16 protein-coding genes are annotated in these 18154 nt (G+C 61.5%); 14 read left to right on the top strand and 2 right to left on the bottom strand.

Annotation, left to right across the window (positions count from 1 at the left end; translation table 11 throughout):
- Nucleotides 1–102: 102 nt before the first annotated feature.
- The 13 genes from AC3WOG_RS21805 (at nt 103) to AC3WOG_RS21865 (ending at nt 15050) form a co-directional block, all read left to right on the top strand.
- Nucleotides 103–1341: an SfnB family sulfur acquisition oxidoreductase gene (locus tag AC3WOG_RS21805; RefSeq protein ID WP_492580034.1), complete on the top strand. Its 1239-nt coding sequence runs from the start codon at nt 103–105 to the stop codon at nt 1339–1341.
- A gap of 4 nt (nt 1342–1345) precedes the next feature.
- Entirely contained in the window at nt 1346–2566 is a 1221-nt protein-coding gene (locus tag AC3WOG_RS21810; RefSeq protein ID WP_492580035.1) for an SfnB family sulfur acquisition oxidoreductase, read from the top strand.
- Nucleotides 2567–2659: 93 nt separating this feature from the next.
- Nucleotides 2660–4042, top strand: a complete 1383-nt coding sequence (locus AC3WOG_RS21815) for an LLM class flavin-dependent oxidoreductase (RefSeq protein WP_492580036.1) — start codon at nt 2660–2662, stop codon at nt 4040–4042.
- A gap of 49 nt (nt 4043–4091) precedes the next feature.
- Complete coding sequence (locus tag AC3WOG_RS21820; protein WP_492580037.1) at nt 4092–5162, top strand: substrate-binding domain-containing protein; 1071 nt, start codon at nt 4092–4094, stop codon at nt 5160–5162.
- A 274-nt stretch (nt 5163–5436) separates the two neighbouring features.
- On the top strand, nt 5437–5979 hold the full coding sequence (locus AC3WOG_RS21825) for a helix-turn-helix domain-containing protein (RefSeq protein WP_492580038.1): 543 nt from the start codon (nt 5437–5439) through the stop codon (nt 5977–5979).
- Entirely contained in the window at nt 5976–6392 is a 417-nt protein-coding gene (locus tag AC3WOG_RS21830; protein ID WP_492580039.1) for a VOC family protein, read from the top strand. Before AC3WOG_RS21825 ends, AC3WOG_RS21830 begins: the two co-directional genes overlap by 4 nt.
- Entirely contained in the window at nt 6389–6646 is a 258-nt protein-coding gene (locus AC3WOG_RS21835) for a hypothetical protein (protein ID WP_492580040.1), read from the top strand. The genes AC3WOG_RS21830 and AC3WOG_RS21835 overlap by 4 nt, the downstream gene beginning before the upstream one ends.
- Nucleotides 6643–7035: a DUF1801 domain-containing protein gene (locus AC3WOG_RS21840; protein WP_492580041.1), complete on the top strand. Its 393-nt coding sequence runs from the start codon at nt 6643–6645 to the stop codon at nt 7033–7035. Before AC3WOG_RS21835 ends, AC3WOG_RS21840 begins: the two co-directional genes overlap by 4 nt.
- Before the next feature lie 833 nt (nt 7036–7868).
- Nucleotides 7869–9332, top strand: coding sequence for a mechanosensitive ion channel (locus tag AC3WOG_RS21845; protein ID WP_492580042.1), 1464 nt, complete (start codon nt 7869–7871; stop codon nt 9330–9332).
- Between the two features lie 173 nt (nt 9333–9505).
- Nucleotides 9506–11884: an AsmA family protein gene (locus AC3WOG_RS21850; RefSeq protein ID WP_492580043.1), complete on the top strand. Its 2379-nt coding sequence runs from the start codon at nt 9506–9508 to the stop codon at nt 11882–11884.
- A 240-nt stretch (nt 11885–12124) separates the two neighbouring features.
- The gene (locus tag AC3WOG_RS21855; RefSeq protein WP_492580044.1) at nt 12125–13570 is read left to right on the top strand and encodes a YihY/virulence factor BrkB family protein; all 1446 of its coding nucleotides are present in this window, start codon (nt 12125–12127) and stop codon (nt 13568–13570) included.
- Nucleotides 13571–13873: 303 nt separating this feature from the next.
- A complete protein-coding gene (locus tag AC3WOG_RS21860; RefSeq protein ID WP_492580045.1) occupies nt 13874–14125 on the top strand; it encodes a hypothetical protein in 252 nt (83 codons plus the stop codon).
- Between the two features lie 373 nt (nt 14126–14498).
- Nucleotides 14499–15050, top strand: a complete 552-nt coding sequence (locus tag AC3WOG_RS21865) for a cytochrome b (RefSeq protein WP_492580046.1) — start codon at nt 14499–14501, stop codon at nt 15048–15050.
- Here the strand turns inward: AC3WOG_RS21865 and AC3WOG_RS21870 are convergent.
- The gene (locus AC3WOG_RS21870; RefSeq protein ID WP_492580047.1) at nt 15047–15655 is read right to left on the bottom strand and encodes an ABC-type transport auxiliary lipoprotein family protein; all 609 of its coding nucleotides are present in this window, start codon (nt 15653–15655) and stop codon (nt 15047–15049) included. The two genes, AC3WOG_RS21865 and AC3WOG_RS21870, sit on opposite strands and share 4 nt — an antisense overlap.
- Nucleotides 15652–16479, bottom strand: a complete 828-nt coding sequence (locus AC3WOG_RS21875; RefSeq protein WP_492580048.1) for an MlaD family protein — start codon at nt 16477–16479, stop codon at nt 15652–15654. The genes AC3WOG_RS21870 and AC3WOG_RS21875 overlap by 4 nt, the downstream gene beginning before the upstream one ends.
- Nucleotides 16480–17677: 1198 nt before the next feature.
- On the opposite strand from AC3WOG_RS21875, the gene AC3WOG_RS21880 reads away from it, so the two are divergent.
- Nucleotides 17678–18097: a cupredoxin domain-containing protein gene (locus tag AC3WOG_RS21880; RefSeq protein ID WP_492580049.1), complete on the top strand. Its 420-nt coding sequence runs from the start codon at nt 17678–17680 to the stop codon at nt 18095–18097.
- Nucleotides 18098–18154 lie beyond the last annotated feature (57 nt).

Below are 18154 nucleotides of genomic sequence, written 5' to 3' on the forward strand. Positions count from 1 at the left end.
ACCGTTTGCCATCCGAAGGAATATCGATTGCCGAATCGTTCAGTTTGCGCGTGCGATATCCGCTGATAGATTGTGCGAACAGTCATTGAAGCGGAGATTCCCATGGCAGAGATTGACGAAGCGGCTTCATCGCACACGACCGGCGCGGCTCGCCATGCAGTGCGTGTCATCGCCGATGACGCACAGGCGATCGTGGTCGCGCACGAGCTTGCGCTTCGCCTCGCGCAAGGCGCGGCGGAGCGGGACCGCGCGCGTCGTTTGCCGCACGAAGAGATCGAATGGTTCTCGCAATCCGGCCTGTGGGCGATCACAGTGCCGAAGGCATACGGCGGCGCGGGCGTGTCGTTCGTTACGTTGACCGAGGTCGTCAAGATCGTCGCCGCGGCCGACCCTTCGCTTGGACAGTTGCCGCAGAACCACTTCGGCCTCGTCGACGTGATTGCACTGACGGGAACCGAAGAACAGAAGCAGTATTTCTTCGCACAGGTATTGAACGGCAAGCGCTTCGGCAACGGCTTTTCGGAGAAGGGCACAAAACACGTGCTCGATCTGAAGACGCGCGTGCGGCGTGACGGCGAGCGCTATGTGGTCGACGGCACCAAGTTCTATTCGACGGGCGCGCTGTTCGCGCACTTCGTACCGGTGCTCGGGCTCGACGACGACCGCAAGGGCTGGCTCGCCTACATTCCGAAGGGCACGCCGGGGCTGAATGTGATCGACGATTGGTCGGGCTTCGGCCAACGCACGACGGCGAGCGGGACGGTGGTGCTGGAAAGCGTGCGCGTACCCGCCTCTCATGTATTTCCGGCACATCGCGTGTCCGATTTTCCGACGCTCAACGGCCCGATCTCGCAGATCATTCAGGCCGCGATCGACGCGGGCATTGCGAAGGCAGCGCTCGACGACACGCTGACGTTCGTGCGCACGCGCTCGCGGCCGTGGATCGACAGTGGCGTCGAGCGTGCGAGCGACGATCCGCTTACCGTACGCGAAATCGGCCATCTGCACATCCAGTTGCATGCCGCCGAAGCGCTGCTTGAGCGCGCCGCGCGTGTGATCGACGAGATTGCCGCGCAAGGCGAGACGGCCGAAGACGACGTCGCGCGCGCCTCGGTCGCGGTGGGCGAAGCGAAGGTGCTGACCACCGAGATTGCATTGCTCGCGAGCGAAAAGCTCTTCGAACTCGCCGGCACGCAGGCGACGCTGACCGAACACAACCTCGATCGCCACTGGCGCAATGCGCGCACGCATACGCTGCATGATCCAGTGCGCTGGAAGTATCACCTTGTCGGCAACTATTATCTGAACGGCGTCAAACCGGCCCGTCATCCGTGGAATTGACGCTATGAGCGCTTTGGCAAAATCCGTGGCGCGCGAAACGCCACGCGCGGTACGCATCGAGAACGACACGCAGGCGCTCGACGTCGCCCGCGAACTTGCGGGCACACTGTCCAAAGAGGCATCCCTGCGCGACCGCGAACGCCGCCTGCCGTACGAGGAAATCGACGCATATTCGGCAAGCGGCTTGTGGGGCATTGCAGTGCCACGCGAATTCGGCGGCGCGCAGGTGTCGTTCGCGACGCTTGCGGAAGTGACCGCCATCATCTCCGAAGCCGATCCGGCGCTCGGCCAGATTCCGCAGAATCACTTTTTCATGCTCGACGTGCTGCGCGTGAACGGTACGCGTGAGCAACAGGCGTTCTATTTCGAGCGGGCGCTGGCGGGCGAGCGTTTCGGCAACGCGCTGTCCGAGCGCGGCACCAAAACGGTACGCGACTACCACACGACGCTGACGCCGGACGGCGACGGTTACCGCATCAACGGCACGAAGTTCTATTCGACCGGCGCGCTGTTTGCACAGTGGATTCCGATCGTCGCGAAGGCGGGCGACGCGACGCTGTATGTCGCGTTCGCGAATGCGCGGACGCCGGGCCTGACGGTTGTCGACGACTGGTCGGGCTTCGGCCAGCGCACCACCGGCAGCGGCACGACGACGCTGGATAACGTATTCGTCGAGGCAGCGGCGGTGGTGCCGTACAGCGCCGCGTTCGATGCCCGCCCGACGACCGTCGGTCCCGTCGGCCAGATCATTCATGCGGCGGTCGATCTCGGCATTGCGCGCGCGGCCTTTGCCGATGCGCGGCGTTTCGTGCGGGAACGCTCGCGCCCGTGGATCGACAGCGGCGTCGAACGGGCAAGCGACGATCCGCTCACGCTCGAACTGTTCGGCAAGCTCGCGCTGCAACTCGAAGCCGCGAGCGCGCTTCTCGAGCGAGCCGGCCGGCGCGTGGATGCGGCGGCCGAAAAATCGGACGAGCAGACTGTGGCCGCTGCGTCGATTGCCGTCGCGCAAGCACGTGCGGCGACCACCGAAATCGCGCTGCAGGCATCGACACGCCTCATTGAACTCGGCGGCACGCAGGCGACGCTGGCCGAACACAACCTCGATCGCCACTGGCGCAATGCCCGCACGCATACGTTGCACGACCCCGTGCGCTGGAAATACATCGCGGTCGGCAACTACTTCCTGAACGACGTGCTGCCGCCGCGCCACGGCGCGCTTTAAGGCGCGACTCAAAGCGCGCATCAAGGCGTAATGCAGCCCTTCGGCTGCGCACGCCGCAACGTTCCCACCATTATCCGAAACCGGACTCCGATCATGGCCAGACAGATCCGCCTCAACGCATTCGACATGAACTGCGTCGGGCACCAGTCGCCGGGCTTGTGGGCGCATCCACGCGATACGTCGTGGCGCTACAAGCATCTCGATTATTGGACCGACCTCGCGAAACTTCTCGAACGCGGGAAGTTCGATGGCCTTTTCATTGCCGACGTGCTGGGCATTTACGACGTCTTCAATGGCAACGGCGAAGCCGCGATCCGCCAGGCCGCACAGGTTCCCGTCAACGATCCGATCCTGCTGGTCTCGGCGATGGCGAACGTCACCGAACATCTCGGCTTCGGCGTGACCTGCTCGCTGTCGTACGAACATCCTTATCCGTTCGCGCGGCGCATGTCGACGCTGGATCACCTGACGAACGGCCGCGTCGGCTGGAATATCGTCACGTCGTATCTGGACAGCGCCGCGCGTAACGTGGGCTTGCCGGCTCAGGCAAATCACGACGAACGCTATTCGCTTGCCGAGGAATATCTGGACGTCTGCTACAAGCTGTGGGAGTCGTCGTGGGAAGACGACGCCGTTGTGCGCGACGCCGCGCGGCAGGTGTTCACCGAGCCGTCGAAGGTGCATCCGATCGAGCACCATGGCCAGTATTTCGACGTGCCGGGCATCCATCTGTGCGAACCGTCGCCGCAGCGTACGCCGGTGCTCTATCAGGCTGGAGCGTCGAAACGCGGCAAAGATTTCGCCGCGCAGCACGCCGAGTGCATTTTCATCGCGGCGCCGTCGCGCACGATCCTGAAGAACTTTGTCGCCGATATCAGGGCACGCGTGAAATCGTTCGGCCGCGATCCGCACGACGTACTCATCTTCAATCTGCATACGGTGATTACTGGCAAGACGTCGGCGGAAGCGCATGCGAAGCATGCCGACTACCGTCGCTATGCAAGCGATGAAGGCGCGCTTGCGCTGATGTCGGGCTGGACCGGCATCGATCTGTCGAAATACGACCTCGATGAACCGCTGCGCCATATCGAGAGCAACGCAGTGCAATCGGCGGTGGAGGCGCTCTCGAGCGCGGACCCCACGCGCGTGTGGACCGTGCGCGAGATTGCGAAGTGGGGCGGCATTGGCGGTTTGGGGCCGCTTTCGGTAGGCAGCCCGCAGGAGATCGCCGACGAGTTGCAGTCGTGGGTCGAGGAGACCGACGTCGACGGTTTCAACCTCGCCTACGCATTGACGCACGAGAGCTTTGCCGATTTCGTCGACCTCGTGGTGCCTGAACTACAACGGCGCGGCGTGTACAAGACCGATTACGCAGAGGGCTCGTTGCGCGAAAAGCTGCACGGCGGTGGTGCACGATTGGCCGATCCGCATCCGGGCGCGCGTTATCGTGCGCGCCGTACCGCGCATGCCGAATAACCGTTCCTACTATTCATAACCACGTTATTCATCGGGCTGGGGATCATTCATGAGATCGCTTCTTCTTCGCAAGTCTTACTTGAGCCGTCTTCTCGGCGCACTCACGCTATTTTCGGCGGCCTTGTTGGCAGGGCTGGCCGCACATGCCGCACCGCTTAAAGGTGCGCCCGCGCCGTTCGAAAAGGGCGGTGTCAAGATCGCGCTGGTCAACTATCTGTCCACCGGCGATTTCTTCCAGGCCTATGAAGCCGGCGCGCAGAAGCAGGCGAAGGCGCTCGGCGTCGATTTGCGCATCTATGAGGGCCGCCAGGATGCAGCCGAACAGCGCGAACAGATCCAGCAGGCGATCAGCCTTGGGGTGTCGGCGATCATCGTCAATCACGGCTTGCCGGAATCGCTGAAGGACGTCGTGCAGCGCGCGCTGGACAAAGGCATCAAGGTTGTCGCATTCGATGTCGACCTGGGCAATCCGAAGGTGCCGCAGATCGAGCAGAGCGACCGCGACCTGGCGGCGCTGCTGCTCGATCAAGCGGTGAAGGATAACGGCGATACGTTTGCGGCCGGTTACGTGTATGTGGCTGGCTTTGCGCCGCTCGATCGACGCGATGCGGTGTGGCGGGACTTCAAGCGTGCCCATCCGAAGATTCAGGAAAAGGCGCGCTGGGGCACGGTCGACAATCCGATCGCGCAATCGGTCGCGAACGAGGCGGCCGCGGCCTATCGCGCGCATCCTGACATTCGCGTGGTATTCGCGCCTTACGACGAGTTCGCGCGAGGCGCGAAGCTGGCGGCGGACGAAGCGAATTTGTCATCGAAGATCCGAATCTATAGCGCCGACATCTCGACCGCCGACATCGAGGCGATCCGTGCGCCCGGCAGCGCATGGGTGGCGACGGCGGCAACCAATCCCGCGGTTGTCGGTGCGGTGTCCGTGCGTGCTGCTGCGTTGCTGGTGGCCGGACAGGATCCCGGGCACCGGATCGTCGTGAAGCCGACCCTGATCACGCGCGACGATCTGGTAAAGAACAACATCACAACGATCGCCGAGCTTGGCGCAAAATTTCCGGCATTCCGCGCGAGCGACGCCGCTACGGCACCGTGGATCCCGGCTCCGGATTGAAGCGTCGTAGGAACACCCGGTTGTCCAACCCGTTCGCGCGGAAAAACGTGAGTGTCGCGCCAACGCTGACCCCGTCATATTTCTTGGGCGTCGGCCACGGGCCTTCCTGCTCGATATCGACAAGGCTCGTCGGAAGCAGTGGCGTCTGCCGGTGGCTTGCACCGCGGCCGGTAGTCCTGCGGGGGCGATCGCCTCGGCAAGCGCCGGCGCACCGCTATGCGCGTACCAGTGTTGAGCCTAAACTACCCGCATACGGCCAGCCCCCTCGGAATTCATGCCCCCTCGCGAAGACCATAACGCCCAGCCGCCTGCCTCGTTCCCTGCATCGGTCGGCGCCGACACATTGCAAAACCCGGCCCTGCTGCGCCGCCTGCTACGCGCCAAAGACCGCATGGACGCAGCCTCGCACGAAGCCTGGCCCGTCAAGCGCCTGGCCGAGGTCAGTGGCGTCTCCGAAGCCCATTTCGCGCGCTCCTTCAAGCAAGCCTTCGGCGTCCCACCGCACCGCTACCTGCTGACGCGGCGTATCGAGCAGGCCACCACCCTGCTGCGCGACACCGAGCTTAGCATCACGGAAATTGCCTTCGCCACCGGCTGGGAGAGCCTGGGCACCTTCGGCCGCACCTTCCACGACATCACCGGCCAGAGCCCCAGCGCCATGCGCGTTGAGACCCAGGCCGACATGCGTCAACTCGACCGCGTGCCCGCCTGCGTCCTGAAGGCCGCGCAGCGCCCCGACCTCACCATCGCAGTTTTGGAGAAGCGCCGCCGCGTGGCCAAGGGTACATTCCGGCCATCAACCAAGGAGGTGCCATGAACCAAGGTGTCAATGTGGTGGGCTTGTACGTCGATAACCAGGACGAAGCGCTCACGTTCTACGTCGACAAGCTCGGCTTCCGCGTCCACACGGACGTGCGCAACGGTCTCTACCGCTGGCTCACGGTCCAGCATCCGGATCAGCCCTCGTTCCAGCTCGGCCTTTTCACACCCGGCCCGCCCATCCACGACGAAGCCACCGCGCAAACCCTGTGCGCCATGGTCGCCAAGGGGGCTATGCCGCCTTTGGTCCTCGCTGTGGCCGACTGTCGCGCCAGCTATGCCCAACTGAAAGCCCGCGGCGTGGAATTCACCCAGGAGCCGGTAGACCGTTTCGGCAGCGTCGATGCCGGTTTCCGCGATCCCGCTGGCAACGGCTGGAAGATGATCCAGGCCCCGAGGAGCGCGGCATGAGCGCCAGTACCTGGATTCGTCGGTTGCACCGGTGGGTATCCGTCATCTTCACGCTGACGGTTCTCGCCAACTTCGTCGCCATGGCCCAGGGAAACGGCCCTCCGCCGCCCTGGATCACCTACGCGCCGCTGCTGCCGCTGGCCCTCTTGCTGTTCACGGGGCTCTACCTGTTTGTGCTGCCCTACTTCAGCAGCCACCGCACCCGTCACAGCCTGCAGCGTTCTGTTGGCGACCGGGAGGCGCCACTCGCATGAAGAACCCCCCCATCGTGCACGTCGAGTCCGCGTCCGAACTCATCGACGCCCGGATTCAGTCGCTGCCCGACTGGCGAGGCAATCTGCTCTCCAGCCTGCGGGGCCTCATCCGGGCAGCCGACCCCGCAATGGTCGAAGAATGGAAGTGGAGCACCCCAGCCTGGTCCAGCCACGGCCTGGTCTGCACCGGCGAAACCTACAAACAGGTTGTCAAGCTCACCTTCGCTCGGGGTGCCTCCCTGCCAGACCCGACCCGCCTCTTCAATTCGAGCCTGGACGGCAAGGTTCGCCGAGCCATCGACTTCCGCGAAGGCGATGAGGTGAATCAGCCAGCGCTGACCTACCTGATTCAAGCAGCCGCGGAATTGAACAAACATTCAGCGCGTTGATGATCACGCCGATTTGAGCAGGCTGATCACGAAACTGGAAGCGGCGAACTGCGCGAAACGGCCATGGCGGACACAGGCTATCCTGACGTCACACCTGCATAGGCGTTGGTGACAAAAAAGCTCAAGGTTTCTTGATCATCCACAGCAGCCGGGCGCCGACGTTGATGGCCTGCTTTCGGGCATCAAAAATACATGCACCGAATTTCCGGTTTGGGGCGATTTATGCCGTTCGCATACCTACCGCGATCAGCGATCGATTGAGGTCTGCGTCGGACCGGGTTCGGCCACGAGCGGACCTTTGTCTGACCGCTCTCGCGAGCGACGGGACCGCTGAACGCGAAATCAAAGCTGCAACGCCGTCGTCCCGTATTCCAGCAGCGCTGGGTTGGGAGAACGACTCCATCGGGGCATTCCCTGGCGCGGCCGGCGTATGGGCCGAAGCGTCGAAGAATGGACTCCAGCTTTACAACCTGCCTGGGAATCCGTAGCGGCGGGTTGCTGACATTCTAATGGCGGCGAAACTACGAGTAAGCGATTCGCCGTAGTCGGCCACAGAAAGCAAAAGTCAGTTTCCTTTCATGAAAACCGATAGCGAGATGGTGTGCAATCGCGTTAAACGCTTCCTTCCTCGCCAACCCGACCCGTTCGGTCCAGAACTCGACGTCGTGAGACGGTAGCCGGATTTTTGGTCAGGTTTGGTCATGGCAATGGCATGCCGATGAACTAACATTGACGCAAAGAATCAAGGAGGACATGAGAGGGCGGGTTCAGTCGGTGTCGTCGAAGGCAGAAAGCAGGTCCATAACCGCATCACAAAGCTTTCGGAGAGAAAAATGGATTTAACCAGTTTTTTCGTTACGCTGGAAAACGCGCTAAGTGGCTTTTTGCCTAAAATCGCCGGTGCGCTCGGCATTCTGATCGTCGGTTGGCTGGTTGCCGTAATCGCCCGGGCCGGTGCCCGCAAGCTGCTCTCTGCGCTCAAGGTCAATCAGCGCATTGCCGACAGCACGAAGCAGGCCGCGCAGGTGGAGAACGTCATTGCCGGCGGCCTGTTCTGGCTTGTTCTGCTCGTGACCGCCGTCGGGGTCTTCAATGTCCTGAACCTGTATGCGGTCTCCAATCCGTTTTCGCTCCTTGTCACCAAGATCGTCAACTATCTGCCGAACCTGATCGGCGGCACCGTGCTTGCGCTGGTCGCATGGCTGATCGCGTCGCTATTGCGTGCCGTGGCCGACAGGGCGCTGCGCGCGAGCAAGCTTGACGGCAAGTTGTCCGAGACGGCCGGCATGCGTCCGATGAGCGCGTATGTAGGTGACGTGCTCTTCTGGCTCGTCATCCTGTTGTTCATTCCGGCCGTGCTCGCGGCATTCGATCTGAACGGCCTGCTCGCGCCCGTGCAGAGCATGATCGACAAGCTGCTTGCGATCGTGCCGAATCTCTTCGCGGCCGCCGTGATCGGGATTGTCGGCTGGATTTTCGCGAAGATCCTGCGCGGCCTTGTCACCAATCTGCTCGCGGCGGCCGGTGCGGACAAGCTCACACAGGACGTCGACAGCCCGACGCCCGTGCGGCTGTCGAGTCTGGTCGGAACGGTGGTGTACATCTTCGTGTTCGTGCCGACGCTGATTTCCGCACTCGACGCACTGAAGATCGAAGCGATATCAGGACCCGCCACGCATATGCTCGATCAGTTCCTGAGCGCCGTGCCGGATATCGTCGCAGCCGTGGTCATTCTGCTCGCGACCTTCTATGTTGCACGCTTCGTCGCGGCACTGGTACAGAAGCTGTTGGTGACGGCCGGTGTGGACGGGTTGCCGGCGGTGCTCGGTCTCGACAAGGTGCTGTACGGCCCGTTGCAGCCGTCGGTGCTGGCCTCGCGACTCGTGGTTTTCTTCGCGATGTTGTTCGCCGTGGTGGAAGCTGCTAATCGCCTGGGCTTTGGCCAGGTCCGCGACGTGGTCACGCTCTTTATCGAGTTCGGCGGACACATCCTGATGGGCAGCGTGATCCTGATCATCGGTTTCTGGCTGTCGAGTCTTGCGCGGCGTGTGATCGAGCAGGCCGATCGAGAGCACAGCGTGCTGCTTGCCCGCATCGCTCAATTCGCGATCCTCGGACTTGTGTTCGCCATGGGACTGCGCGCAATGGGTATTGCCAACGAAATCGTGCAACTTGCATTCGCCCTGGTACTCGGCGGGATCGCGGTGGCCGTGGCGCTGTCGTTCGGGCTTGGCGGACGTGAAGCGGCCGGCAAGCTGCTCGAACGTTGGTTCGATACCCGGGGCGACAAGAAGTAGCGGCGCCCGCCTGAACCGCACCGCGTTGGCGGTGCGGTTCACATGCGGGGCGCGTAGGCTCGGCAAGGCGGACCGGATTCGTCATCCTGAGGAAATCGGCTGGCCGGGCACTTGCGGCCACCGGGCATACTACGTGCTGCTCGAAGCGCAACAGGAAAAATGATGGAGCCGTCATGGCGCAGCGCCTGCCAATCGGAAAAATTGCTGCATGGTTTGTTGCCGTGCTGGCGGTACTGATTGCGGCACTCGTCGTCCTTTTCCTGACTTTCGACTGGAACCGCGCGCGGCCGTGGATCGACGACAAGGTCACGCAGGCGATCGGGCGGCAGTTCCAGATCACCGGCGACCTGAAGGTCGGCTGGCAGCGTCCGCCTAGCGAAACCGGCTGGCGGCGCTGGGTGCCGTGGCCACGCTTTTCCGCCGAAAAAATCACTGTCGCGAATCCGGACTGGGCGAAACAGCAATACTTCGCCACCCTCGACGAGATCGATTTTCAGGTTGAGGTTCTCCCGCTGCTGGCACGCGACATCGTGATTCCGACGATCAACCTGGTCAACCCGTCGATCGATCTCGAACGCCTCAAAGATAGCCGCAACAACTGGACGTTCAGGTTCAACCAACCGACCGAGCCGTCCACGTGGAATCTCAAACTGCACGACATCGCGTTTACGACGGGTCAAGTTGCGTACGCCGACCAGATCACCCAGGCCGACATGCAGGTCGTCGTTGATACGCTCGGTCAGCCCGTGCCGATCGGTGACGTCATGAAGCAGCAGGAGCAGGCGTCGCGCAAATCGTCGGCGCAGGTGGTCGGCAAGAGCGGCGCGACCAGGCTCCACAAGCAGGTCGAAGCCAAGCAGGTCGAAGCATCGGCGGCGTCCTCTGCCGCGGCCGAGAGCAGCGGGCCGGCGAGTCCGGCGAGCACGTCGGCGAATACCGGCACGACCAGTCAGCAGAAGTCGAAGCCGTCGGTGCCGCCTTATGGTCTCGGCTGGACGGTCAAGGGCACCTACAAGAAGACGGCTGTGTCGGGCAGCGGCAAGGTGGGAGGCGTGCTCGCGTTGCAGGACACGACGCGGCCGTTCCCCGTGCAGGCTGACGTGAAGATCGGCGATACGCATATCGCGCTGGCCGGTACCGTGACCGCCCCGGCGCACCTCGCCGCGCTCGACCTGAAGCTATGGCTGCAGGGCGTCAGCATGGCGCATCTCTATCCGATCGCTGGCGTGCCATTGCCCGAAACGCCGCCGTACGCGACCGAAGGGCGGCTCGTCGGACAGTTCACGGAAGACGGCAACGTCTTCAAATATGAGAACTTCACGGGCCGCGTCGGCGGCAGCGACCTGAACGGCTCGACGGTTTATGTGGGTAAGAAGCCGCGGCCGATGCTGTCGGGTGAACTCGTGTCCAATCTGCTGCAATTTTCCGATCTCGCTCCGATCATCGGCGCCGACACCAATGCGAGCAAGGCGAAGCGCGGCGAGCAAACCCGGCAGCCGTCGAACAAGGCGTTGCCGGTCGAGCAATTCAAGACGGATCGCTGGAAGGCCATCGATGCCGACGTGAAGTTCACCGGCCGCCGCATCATCAAGGACCCGGCTCTGCCGATCACCGATCTCTACACCCACGTGATCATGACGGACGGCGTGCTGACGTTCGAGCCGTTAAAGTTCGGCGTGGCGGGCGGCACGCTGGCATCGAACATTCACCTCGATGGCAGCACGGCGCCGCTCAAGGGACGCTTTGCGACGCAGGCGCGGCACCTGAAGCTCAAGCAACTTTTCCCGACCGTGAAGACGATGCAGTCGGCGCTCGGCGAAGTGAATGGCGACGCGGCGTTGTCGGCAACGGGCAATTCTCCCGCGGCGCTGGCGGCGACGTCGAATGGGGAAGTGAAGGCGCTGATCACCGATGGCACGGTTAGCCGTCTCTACATGGAAGCGGCAGGGCTGAACGTGTTGAACGTCGTCTACGAGAAGCTCTTCGGCAAGCGCGATGTGAAGATCAACTGCGCGGCGGCGGACTTTGTGGTGACGAACGGCGTGCTGGAATCGCGCGTGTTCGCCCTCGACACCGACAACGCCGTGATCAATGTGGACGGTCACATCGATTTGCAGACCGAGCAGATGGATCTCGGGATTCATCCGCATACCAAGGGCCTCAGGGTAGTTACGCTGCGCTCGCCGCTTTATGCGAAGGGGACGTTCAAGAACCCGCACGTCGGCGTGAATGCCGGCGCGCTGGCCGTGCGCGGCGGGGCGGTGGTGGGGCTCGGGCTGATCAATCCGGTCGCGGCGCTGATTCCGCTGATCGCGCCGAGCAACAACAAGCCGCTGCCATGTGCGCAGCTGCTCGCCGACATGCGCGCGGCGCCGAGCGCACCGCCGGCGGGGCAGAAGCAGCGTGAGAAGGCGGCACCGGCTTACCTGGCGTCGGGCGCAGCGGGTCCGGCAGAGGATAGTCCGGGCAGCTCCGCGCGCGCGCAGGCGGCAAGGAAGACGGCGCCTGCGGGTCCGGCGGCAGCCAGCGAGGCGCAGTACCGGGGACGTTGAGCCTGTATGTGATGCGCGACGCGCTTTTCGCACGAGCGGGCGATGAGCGCCTTTCGATCAACGACCTGGAGGAGCTGGGCTTATCAACAGGCCTCTGAGGCAACGTCCGCAGGCACGGTACCGGAACGGATGAGGTTGGGTTGAGGGGCCGCCGCCCGCGCTTACCGCGAAGTCAACTGGAGGCAGGCGCGTTACTTGCGTGCCTGACGTTCAGGGCGATCCTCCGTGGCGGAGACGTAGATGGCGCTCATACATGGTCGGCGACTTCCGGTTACCGCGATACCTTCGTTCCTCTCACTGGCCATTGGCGTGGGTCAACGGTTCAGCACGGACCGCTGCACCATGATGGCCGCGAGCATTGCGTTCTACTGCGCCTTTTCGCTGGCGCCGACCCTTCTGATCGTGCTGGCTGTCGCCGGGTGGTTTTTCGGCGCCGACGCGGCGCGCGGCCAGCTGTTTGGCGAGATCAATGGGCTGCTGGGCAACGAGGCCGCCGCGGCCGTCCAGGCGATCGTGGAGCATGCCCGACACCCCAGTACGGCGGGTCCAGCCGCCCTTCTTTCGGCCGTCCTTCTCGCGTTCGGCGCATCGGCAACCTTTGCCTCGCTGAATACCGCGTTAAACGTCGTGTTTCCAGCCGCAGCGCGGTTCGGCGCGGTAAGCAGTATTGCCTTGCTGGTCAAGGTGCGGCTCATCTCGTTCGGCCTCGTCATGGGGGTCGCCTTCCTGCTGGTGGTTTCGCTCGTATTGGACACGACCATCAGCTTTATCGGCGCAAGGTTGTTCGGCAACTCGCCGCTGATTGTCGTCGGCGAGATCGCACAGCTTGTTTTTGGCCTGGCCGTGTTGAGCGCGGCCTTCGCAGCGTTGATCAAAATGTTGCCTGACGCGCCCGTGCGCTGGCGGACCGCATGGTCGGGCGCGGTCGTGTCGGCGTTGCTGTTTTCCGGTGGACGCAAGCTGTTCGCCCTCTATCTTGCTCACGCCGGAACAGCCAACGCATTCGGTGCAGCCGGCTCACTCGCGGCGCTCATGATGTGGCTGTACTTCTCGGCAGCGGTGCTGTTGCTTGGCGCCGAAATCGCCGCCGAAATCGCCGCCGAGGTTGGCCGCCAGAAAAGCCAGCCGGCCCATGTCCGCAGCCACGCGGTGCGCGAGCATGCTGAATTGCCGCACGACCGGCTCCGCCAGAGGCAATCAGTCATGCTTCACCACTCATACGAAGACCAGTACGTCAAGAATCTGGTCACCTGGGGTGCGATGTTGTGTCTCAAACATCGTTCGAAGGCCGCCGTGCGGGTCCTTCATAAGGTGCTGCCGCGTACCGTTTATCGGAGAGCGGACGGCCTGATCCTGCTGTTGAACAGCTATGACAAACCGATTGGCGCGGACGATTCATTCAGACTTGTCGAATTCGATGCGCCCGGGTTGGCCACAGCGAGTGTGTCCATGCTGTTACGGCCTGCCTATGGCGCATTGGACGGTATGCCGGACTGCTTCTTTAGCGACGCGAACGCGCCATGGCTATCCCGAAGTGATGCGGAGGAATATGTGTCACGCATCGAGGAATGCTTGGGAATCCGTTTGCCCGCGGATGCTTCCCCATTCTCGCGAGCGGCTGCCTCCTCCCGCTTCGAGAGCGAGCGCGCTGGAGTGCGGAGCCGCTCGGAAGGGAACGCTTCCTGAGGGTCGTCGCCGGGCCGCGTGACCCACGCGCTCTCCGCACCATCAGGGCATCGGGGCATCCGTGTTCATCCGGTTGCCACGTCAACCGGGGACCGCATTCGCCGTACACCTCCTCACCTATTGAATGCATTTCGTTCAACAGCACTCACGAGTCCTCGTGCAGTGTCTGAGTCGTCGTTCGGCACCCACGCTCAGGAATGCTTGTTGCACGTTTATGGGTATCCACCTTCTTAAAGGGTGTCGGGAGGAAGTATGTTTTGCCGATTATGCGCGCCGTACCGCGGATACGGCATTCATCTTACGATGACGGAACTCGAAATCGCCTCCTTTATCGGGGCGCAATGGCGCTACACGGTCGCGTGGTCGATCCATCGGGGCGGACTGCGGTCAAACGTCATTGCGAGCTTTGCTGAGCCAGTTGAATTTACGTGCGTCGACGAAGCGCTGGACTATGCCGAAGCCCGCGCCCATACGTTTGTCGATTGTATAGTCGCGGCAGGAGGCGCGACGAACAAGGCGCTGGCGCACCGGCTGATAAATCGACCGTCCTTCTAATCGCAACCGCAGGGTTTCCGCCGAAGGTGCTACCGCGGAAAACGCGCGAACGATCGGACGCAGGCGAAGGTGGCAATCGCTCGGGAACCCCGGAATAAGCCGGGTGGGCTGAACGTTTAGCTTTCGTAGCAAGCAATTGACCCATGGGCAACCAGCCACACGCGAATGCCCACACCAATTTGAGGGGGACGGCGATGATCTCCAGCGCGCGCACCACCGCAGTCGGCCTATGCCTGGCCACTGCTGGAGTCGTCTGAAGCCCCGCGTACGCAGACGGGGCGATAACGGAAACGATGTCTGCCTCGCCTGCACCGAGAGATGAAACTGGATCAGCCTGGCGCCGACACGATGCTTAATGAACGGAACACGAGCGATGATGCCGATTGAGAACACCGAAGACCGCTTCGGAGCGGTCGCGATCCTGCTCCACTGGTCCATGGCGGTTCTTATCATTGGACTTGCGGCATTGGGTCTTTACATGGTCCGGCTTCCCGATGTCGGGTTCGATACGAAAAAGATCATGCTGATTCTCTACCACAAGGAGATTGGCTTGTCGGTACTCGTTCTACTCGTAGTGCGGTTGGCCTGGCGTTTAACCCAGGTACTGCCGCTACTGGTTGCACACCTGCCTGCCTGGCAACAAATCGCGGCCCGATTCGTCCATCTTTCCTTTTACGCACTGATGTTCGCGTTGCCGGTGACTGGTTGGCTGATGTCTTCCGCCGCTGGCATCCCGGTATCGTTTTTCGGGCTCTTCACGCTGCCTGATTTCCTTGCTCGCGACGACTATCTGTTTCAACGACTCATCGACGTCCACAAATGGTTGGGTTACGTACTCATCCTTTTCATATGCGTCCACGTGGGCGCGGCGCTGTTGCATCATTTCATGCTCAAGGACGACACCTTACGCAGAATGCTGCCTTAATGTGCTTTCTCGACCACGAACCTGGCGAGTTCCCGCAATAGTTTTGCCATAGCCTCATTGGCCGCCACAACTCCTGCGGCAGCGTTCCCCTCCCGCATGGGTTCCCGCACCGACAATTCTCTCGTCGCTATCACCTGGTTCGCTGCCTCGCGGCTTAGAGTGAAGCGCATCGCGAGCTGCAGCTTCGCAGGGTCCGAAGTGAAGTCCTGCTTAAGCTCCAGGATTTCGGTGCGAAGCGCGAAAGTGTGCCGGCCGAAATGAGGGGGCGACAAAACCTCGCTGAAATAGTGCGTGTGTCGAAGCGACTCTATAATTAAAGGCTGAATCATCTGCGCTGGTGTTTCCGCCCATTCATTCTGACTGAAATACGCGACCTGATACGCGTGGGTTGTATACGCCATCTGCGTTGTGGCGTAGATCGGCTCGGCCTCGGGGACCAGGACCAACAGGGTCGCGGAATGCGTCTGTTCGCTGCGCAGATCGAGCGGGATATTGTTCAGCACATATTTTTTCGTATCAATCCTGACCGGCGAGAAGAGCGTGCAGCCCGACAACGAGACGACGCATAGCGCGATGAAAGCCGCCCTGCCCATATCGATTTTCATTTCCGTTCGCCCGGTCCGGGTGGTGGCGGCGCCGCGCCACGAATCACGATTGACGGATCCCGATTGATCCTGGTCGCTAAGTCAGTGACGGAACTGGACAGATTGTCAAGGTTGAACAGCGCCTTGTGCGTTTCCGGCAAGATCTGTGTCTGGAGCGCTGTCACGGTGTCACGGCTCGATTCCAGCAGCGGCTCAAAACGATGACTGGCGCGCTCCGTGTTAGCAACGATAGCGTTCAGCTTCCCGGTATTCTCCGCCAGTACTTTGGTTACCTGCTCCAAGTTGTCGGCCGATTGCTTCAGCGAAGCTACGGTCGTCTTGTCGAGTATTGATTCCAGCAGTTCCGTGACGACCTGAAAATTTTTGTTTACCTGATTCATCGCCGTATCGAGTGTCACGGCTTTCGAAGGTGTCGTCGGTATGATCGGATAAGGCTCGCCTGGCCGTGTGGTCAGTGGCCGGGAATCGCTGCCGACGTCTTCGAGAGAAATATAAACGTAGCCAGTAAATCCCCGTGCCGCAAGGCCTCGGGATGTGATCGTCGCCACACTCGCCGAAGTAACCGGCGCGGTCCTGTCGATACTCAACACGATGCTCACTGAATGCGGGTTGACCAGCCTGACGCTTTTCACTTTTCCCACATCGACGCCGTGGAATTCGACCGGAGCATCGGCAATGAGACCGGAGACCGACTCCTGGGTATAGATCTGATAGGTCGCGTATTGGCTTACGGAAGAAAAATACCAGCCTGCCCCAGCGACAGTCGAGACAAGCAGGAACGCCGCGAACGCGAGTCTCGCTTTCGTGTTGATATCGTTTTTCATCGTGCATTGCCTCCATGGCTACCCTGACTTCGCCAGACGTAGGCCTGGGGCCGGTGCCGACCTGATCCGCGATGACCGACTGGCCAGTGCAGCCCAACTCACCCGTTCGGATCCGTCCGAATCAGGGCCGTCCAGACATCTGGCGAAAGTATGCTTCCGAATCCTGACGGCATCCAGCTTGCGACGTGTCCGTAATGGTTAATATCCACCACCACTGCTGCTACTGCTGGCGCCACTGCTCGACGCCGCACTGCCGCCATGCGTGCTCGCGTCTGATGGGCATCCCGTTAAGGTGACCGACAAAACCATGAGGAATGCTGCTAATAGTCTGGTTGTTTTCATCTTGATCTCCGGTGGACGCGACTAGCGCTCATTGCCCGACTATGGGCTTTGTCATGTGTCATATGCCCTCAAAGCGGTCATCATTCGTGTCGACGGCTTCTTGTCCAAGGCTAACCGGAACAGAGGTGCCGCTCGTTTGCTCACGGGCATTTTCCGTTGCTACTTTCGATGAAACTCCAAGGTGTGGCCGCCTTTGCCAAATCCGTCCGCCAGCGCTTCAGGGCGGTGTGCGTGGCGGACGCCGTCGCACGAACCTCTCCAGACACGGCGTCCGGGTCGAAAACGTGAGGGTTCTCGCCGTCTTCGTCGATCCATTTTCTGGCCTTCCGCCCTGGGCGTTCCCGTCGAACGCCGTAGCAACAAGATCCGTGCCGCGGGCAGCAAGATCGACGTGCCCGGTGTAGTGCTCCTTCTTGGCCCGCGACCGATCCATAGAGGGGGAAATGCGTGGCGCATCGCGCGATCACGACAGGTAAACGTCCTGTGGCACGGCTCTATTCCATTCGGGGCGGGTGAACGGTTGGCGTGATGGAACCGACCTTGTAGCCGTAAAAAAACTGGAATAAAAATGCTGGACCGGACGTTTTTATACCGTAGTCGGCAGGTGGTTGCATGATCAGCGCTCGACGCGTATTCGAGCATGAAATTCATCTTCCTGCGTGTCGACTATTACTCAGACGGCGGTCTGAGCAAGGCCCCAATGTCGGGTATTGACATCACGTTGATGCTGATCGATGGCACGTCGCTTCCCGGCGCCGCGTCTGGACCCTGGCCATGCAACGCCCGCCCCTGGCATCATGCATAGAGCGATCGGCGACACGCATGATGCTCGCGGCGATCTGTAGAGGAGAACGTCATGATCTCCAGTTCACGTACTGTGGTATTCCTTGGTATGGTCGCGCTCGGTCTCGTGTGCAGCCCTGGTTACGCGGCGGAGACGATCAAAGCCACGTTGCTCAAGAACAACACGATCCAGCTTGATACGAGTCGCGTCAAGGCGGGCTCAGTCACGTTCGAGGTAAGCAACGCGCCGGACACCGGTCTGACACATGAACTGGTGGTCCTCAAAACGGACCTGGCTGCCGATAAGCTGCCAGTCAAATACGGGCAAGTGCCAGAGAGCCAGTTCAAGAAAATAGGAGAGGTAGAGGACATCGCGCCTGGCGCGAGCAAACTTATGACGCTCAAGTTGACACCGGGCCGCTACGTTCTACTCTGCAACAAACCTGGTCATTACTCGATGGGCTTGCATACGTCTTTGCTCGTCTTGCCCTGACTTATGGTCACGATGGGAGCCGCACATCCGATTGCGTGGCGGTTCGTGAGATCGCGA

This window comes from Paraburkholderia sp. FW306-02-B (assembly GCF_058782725.1).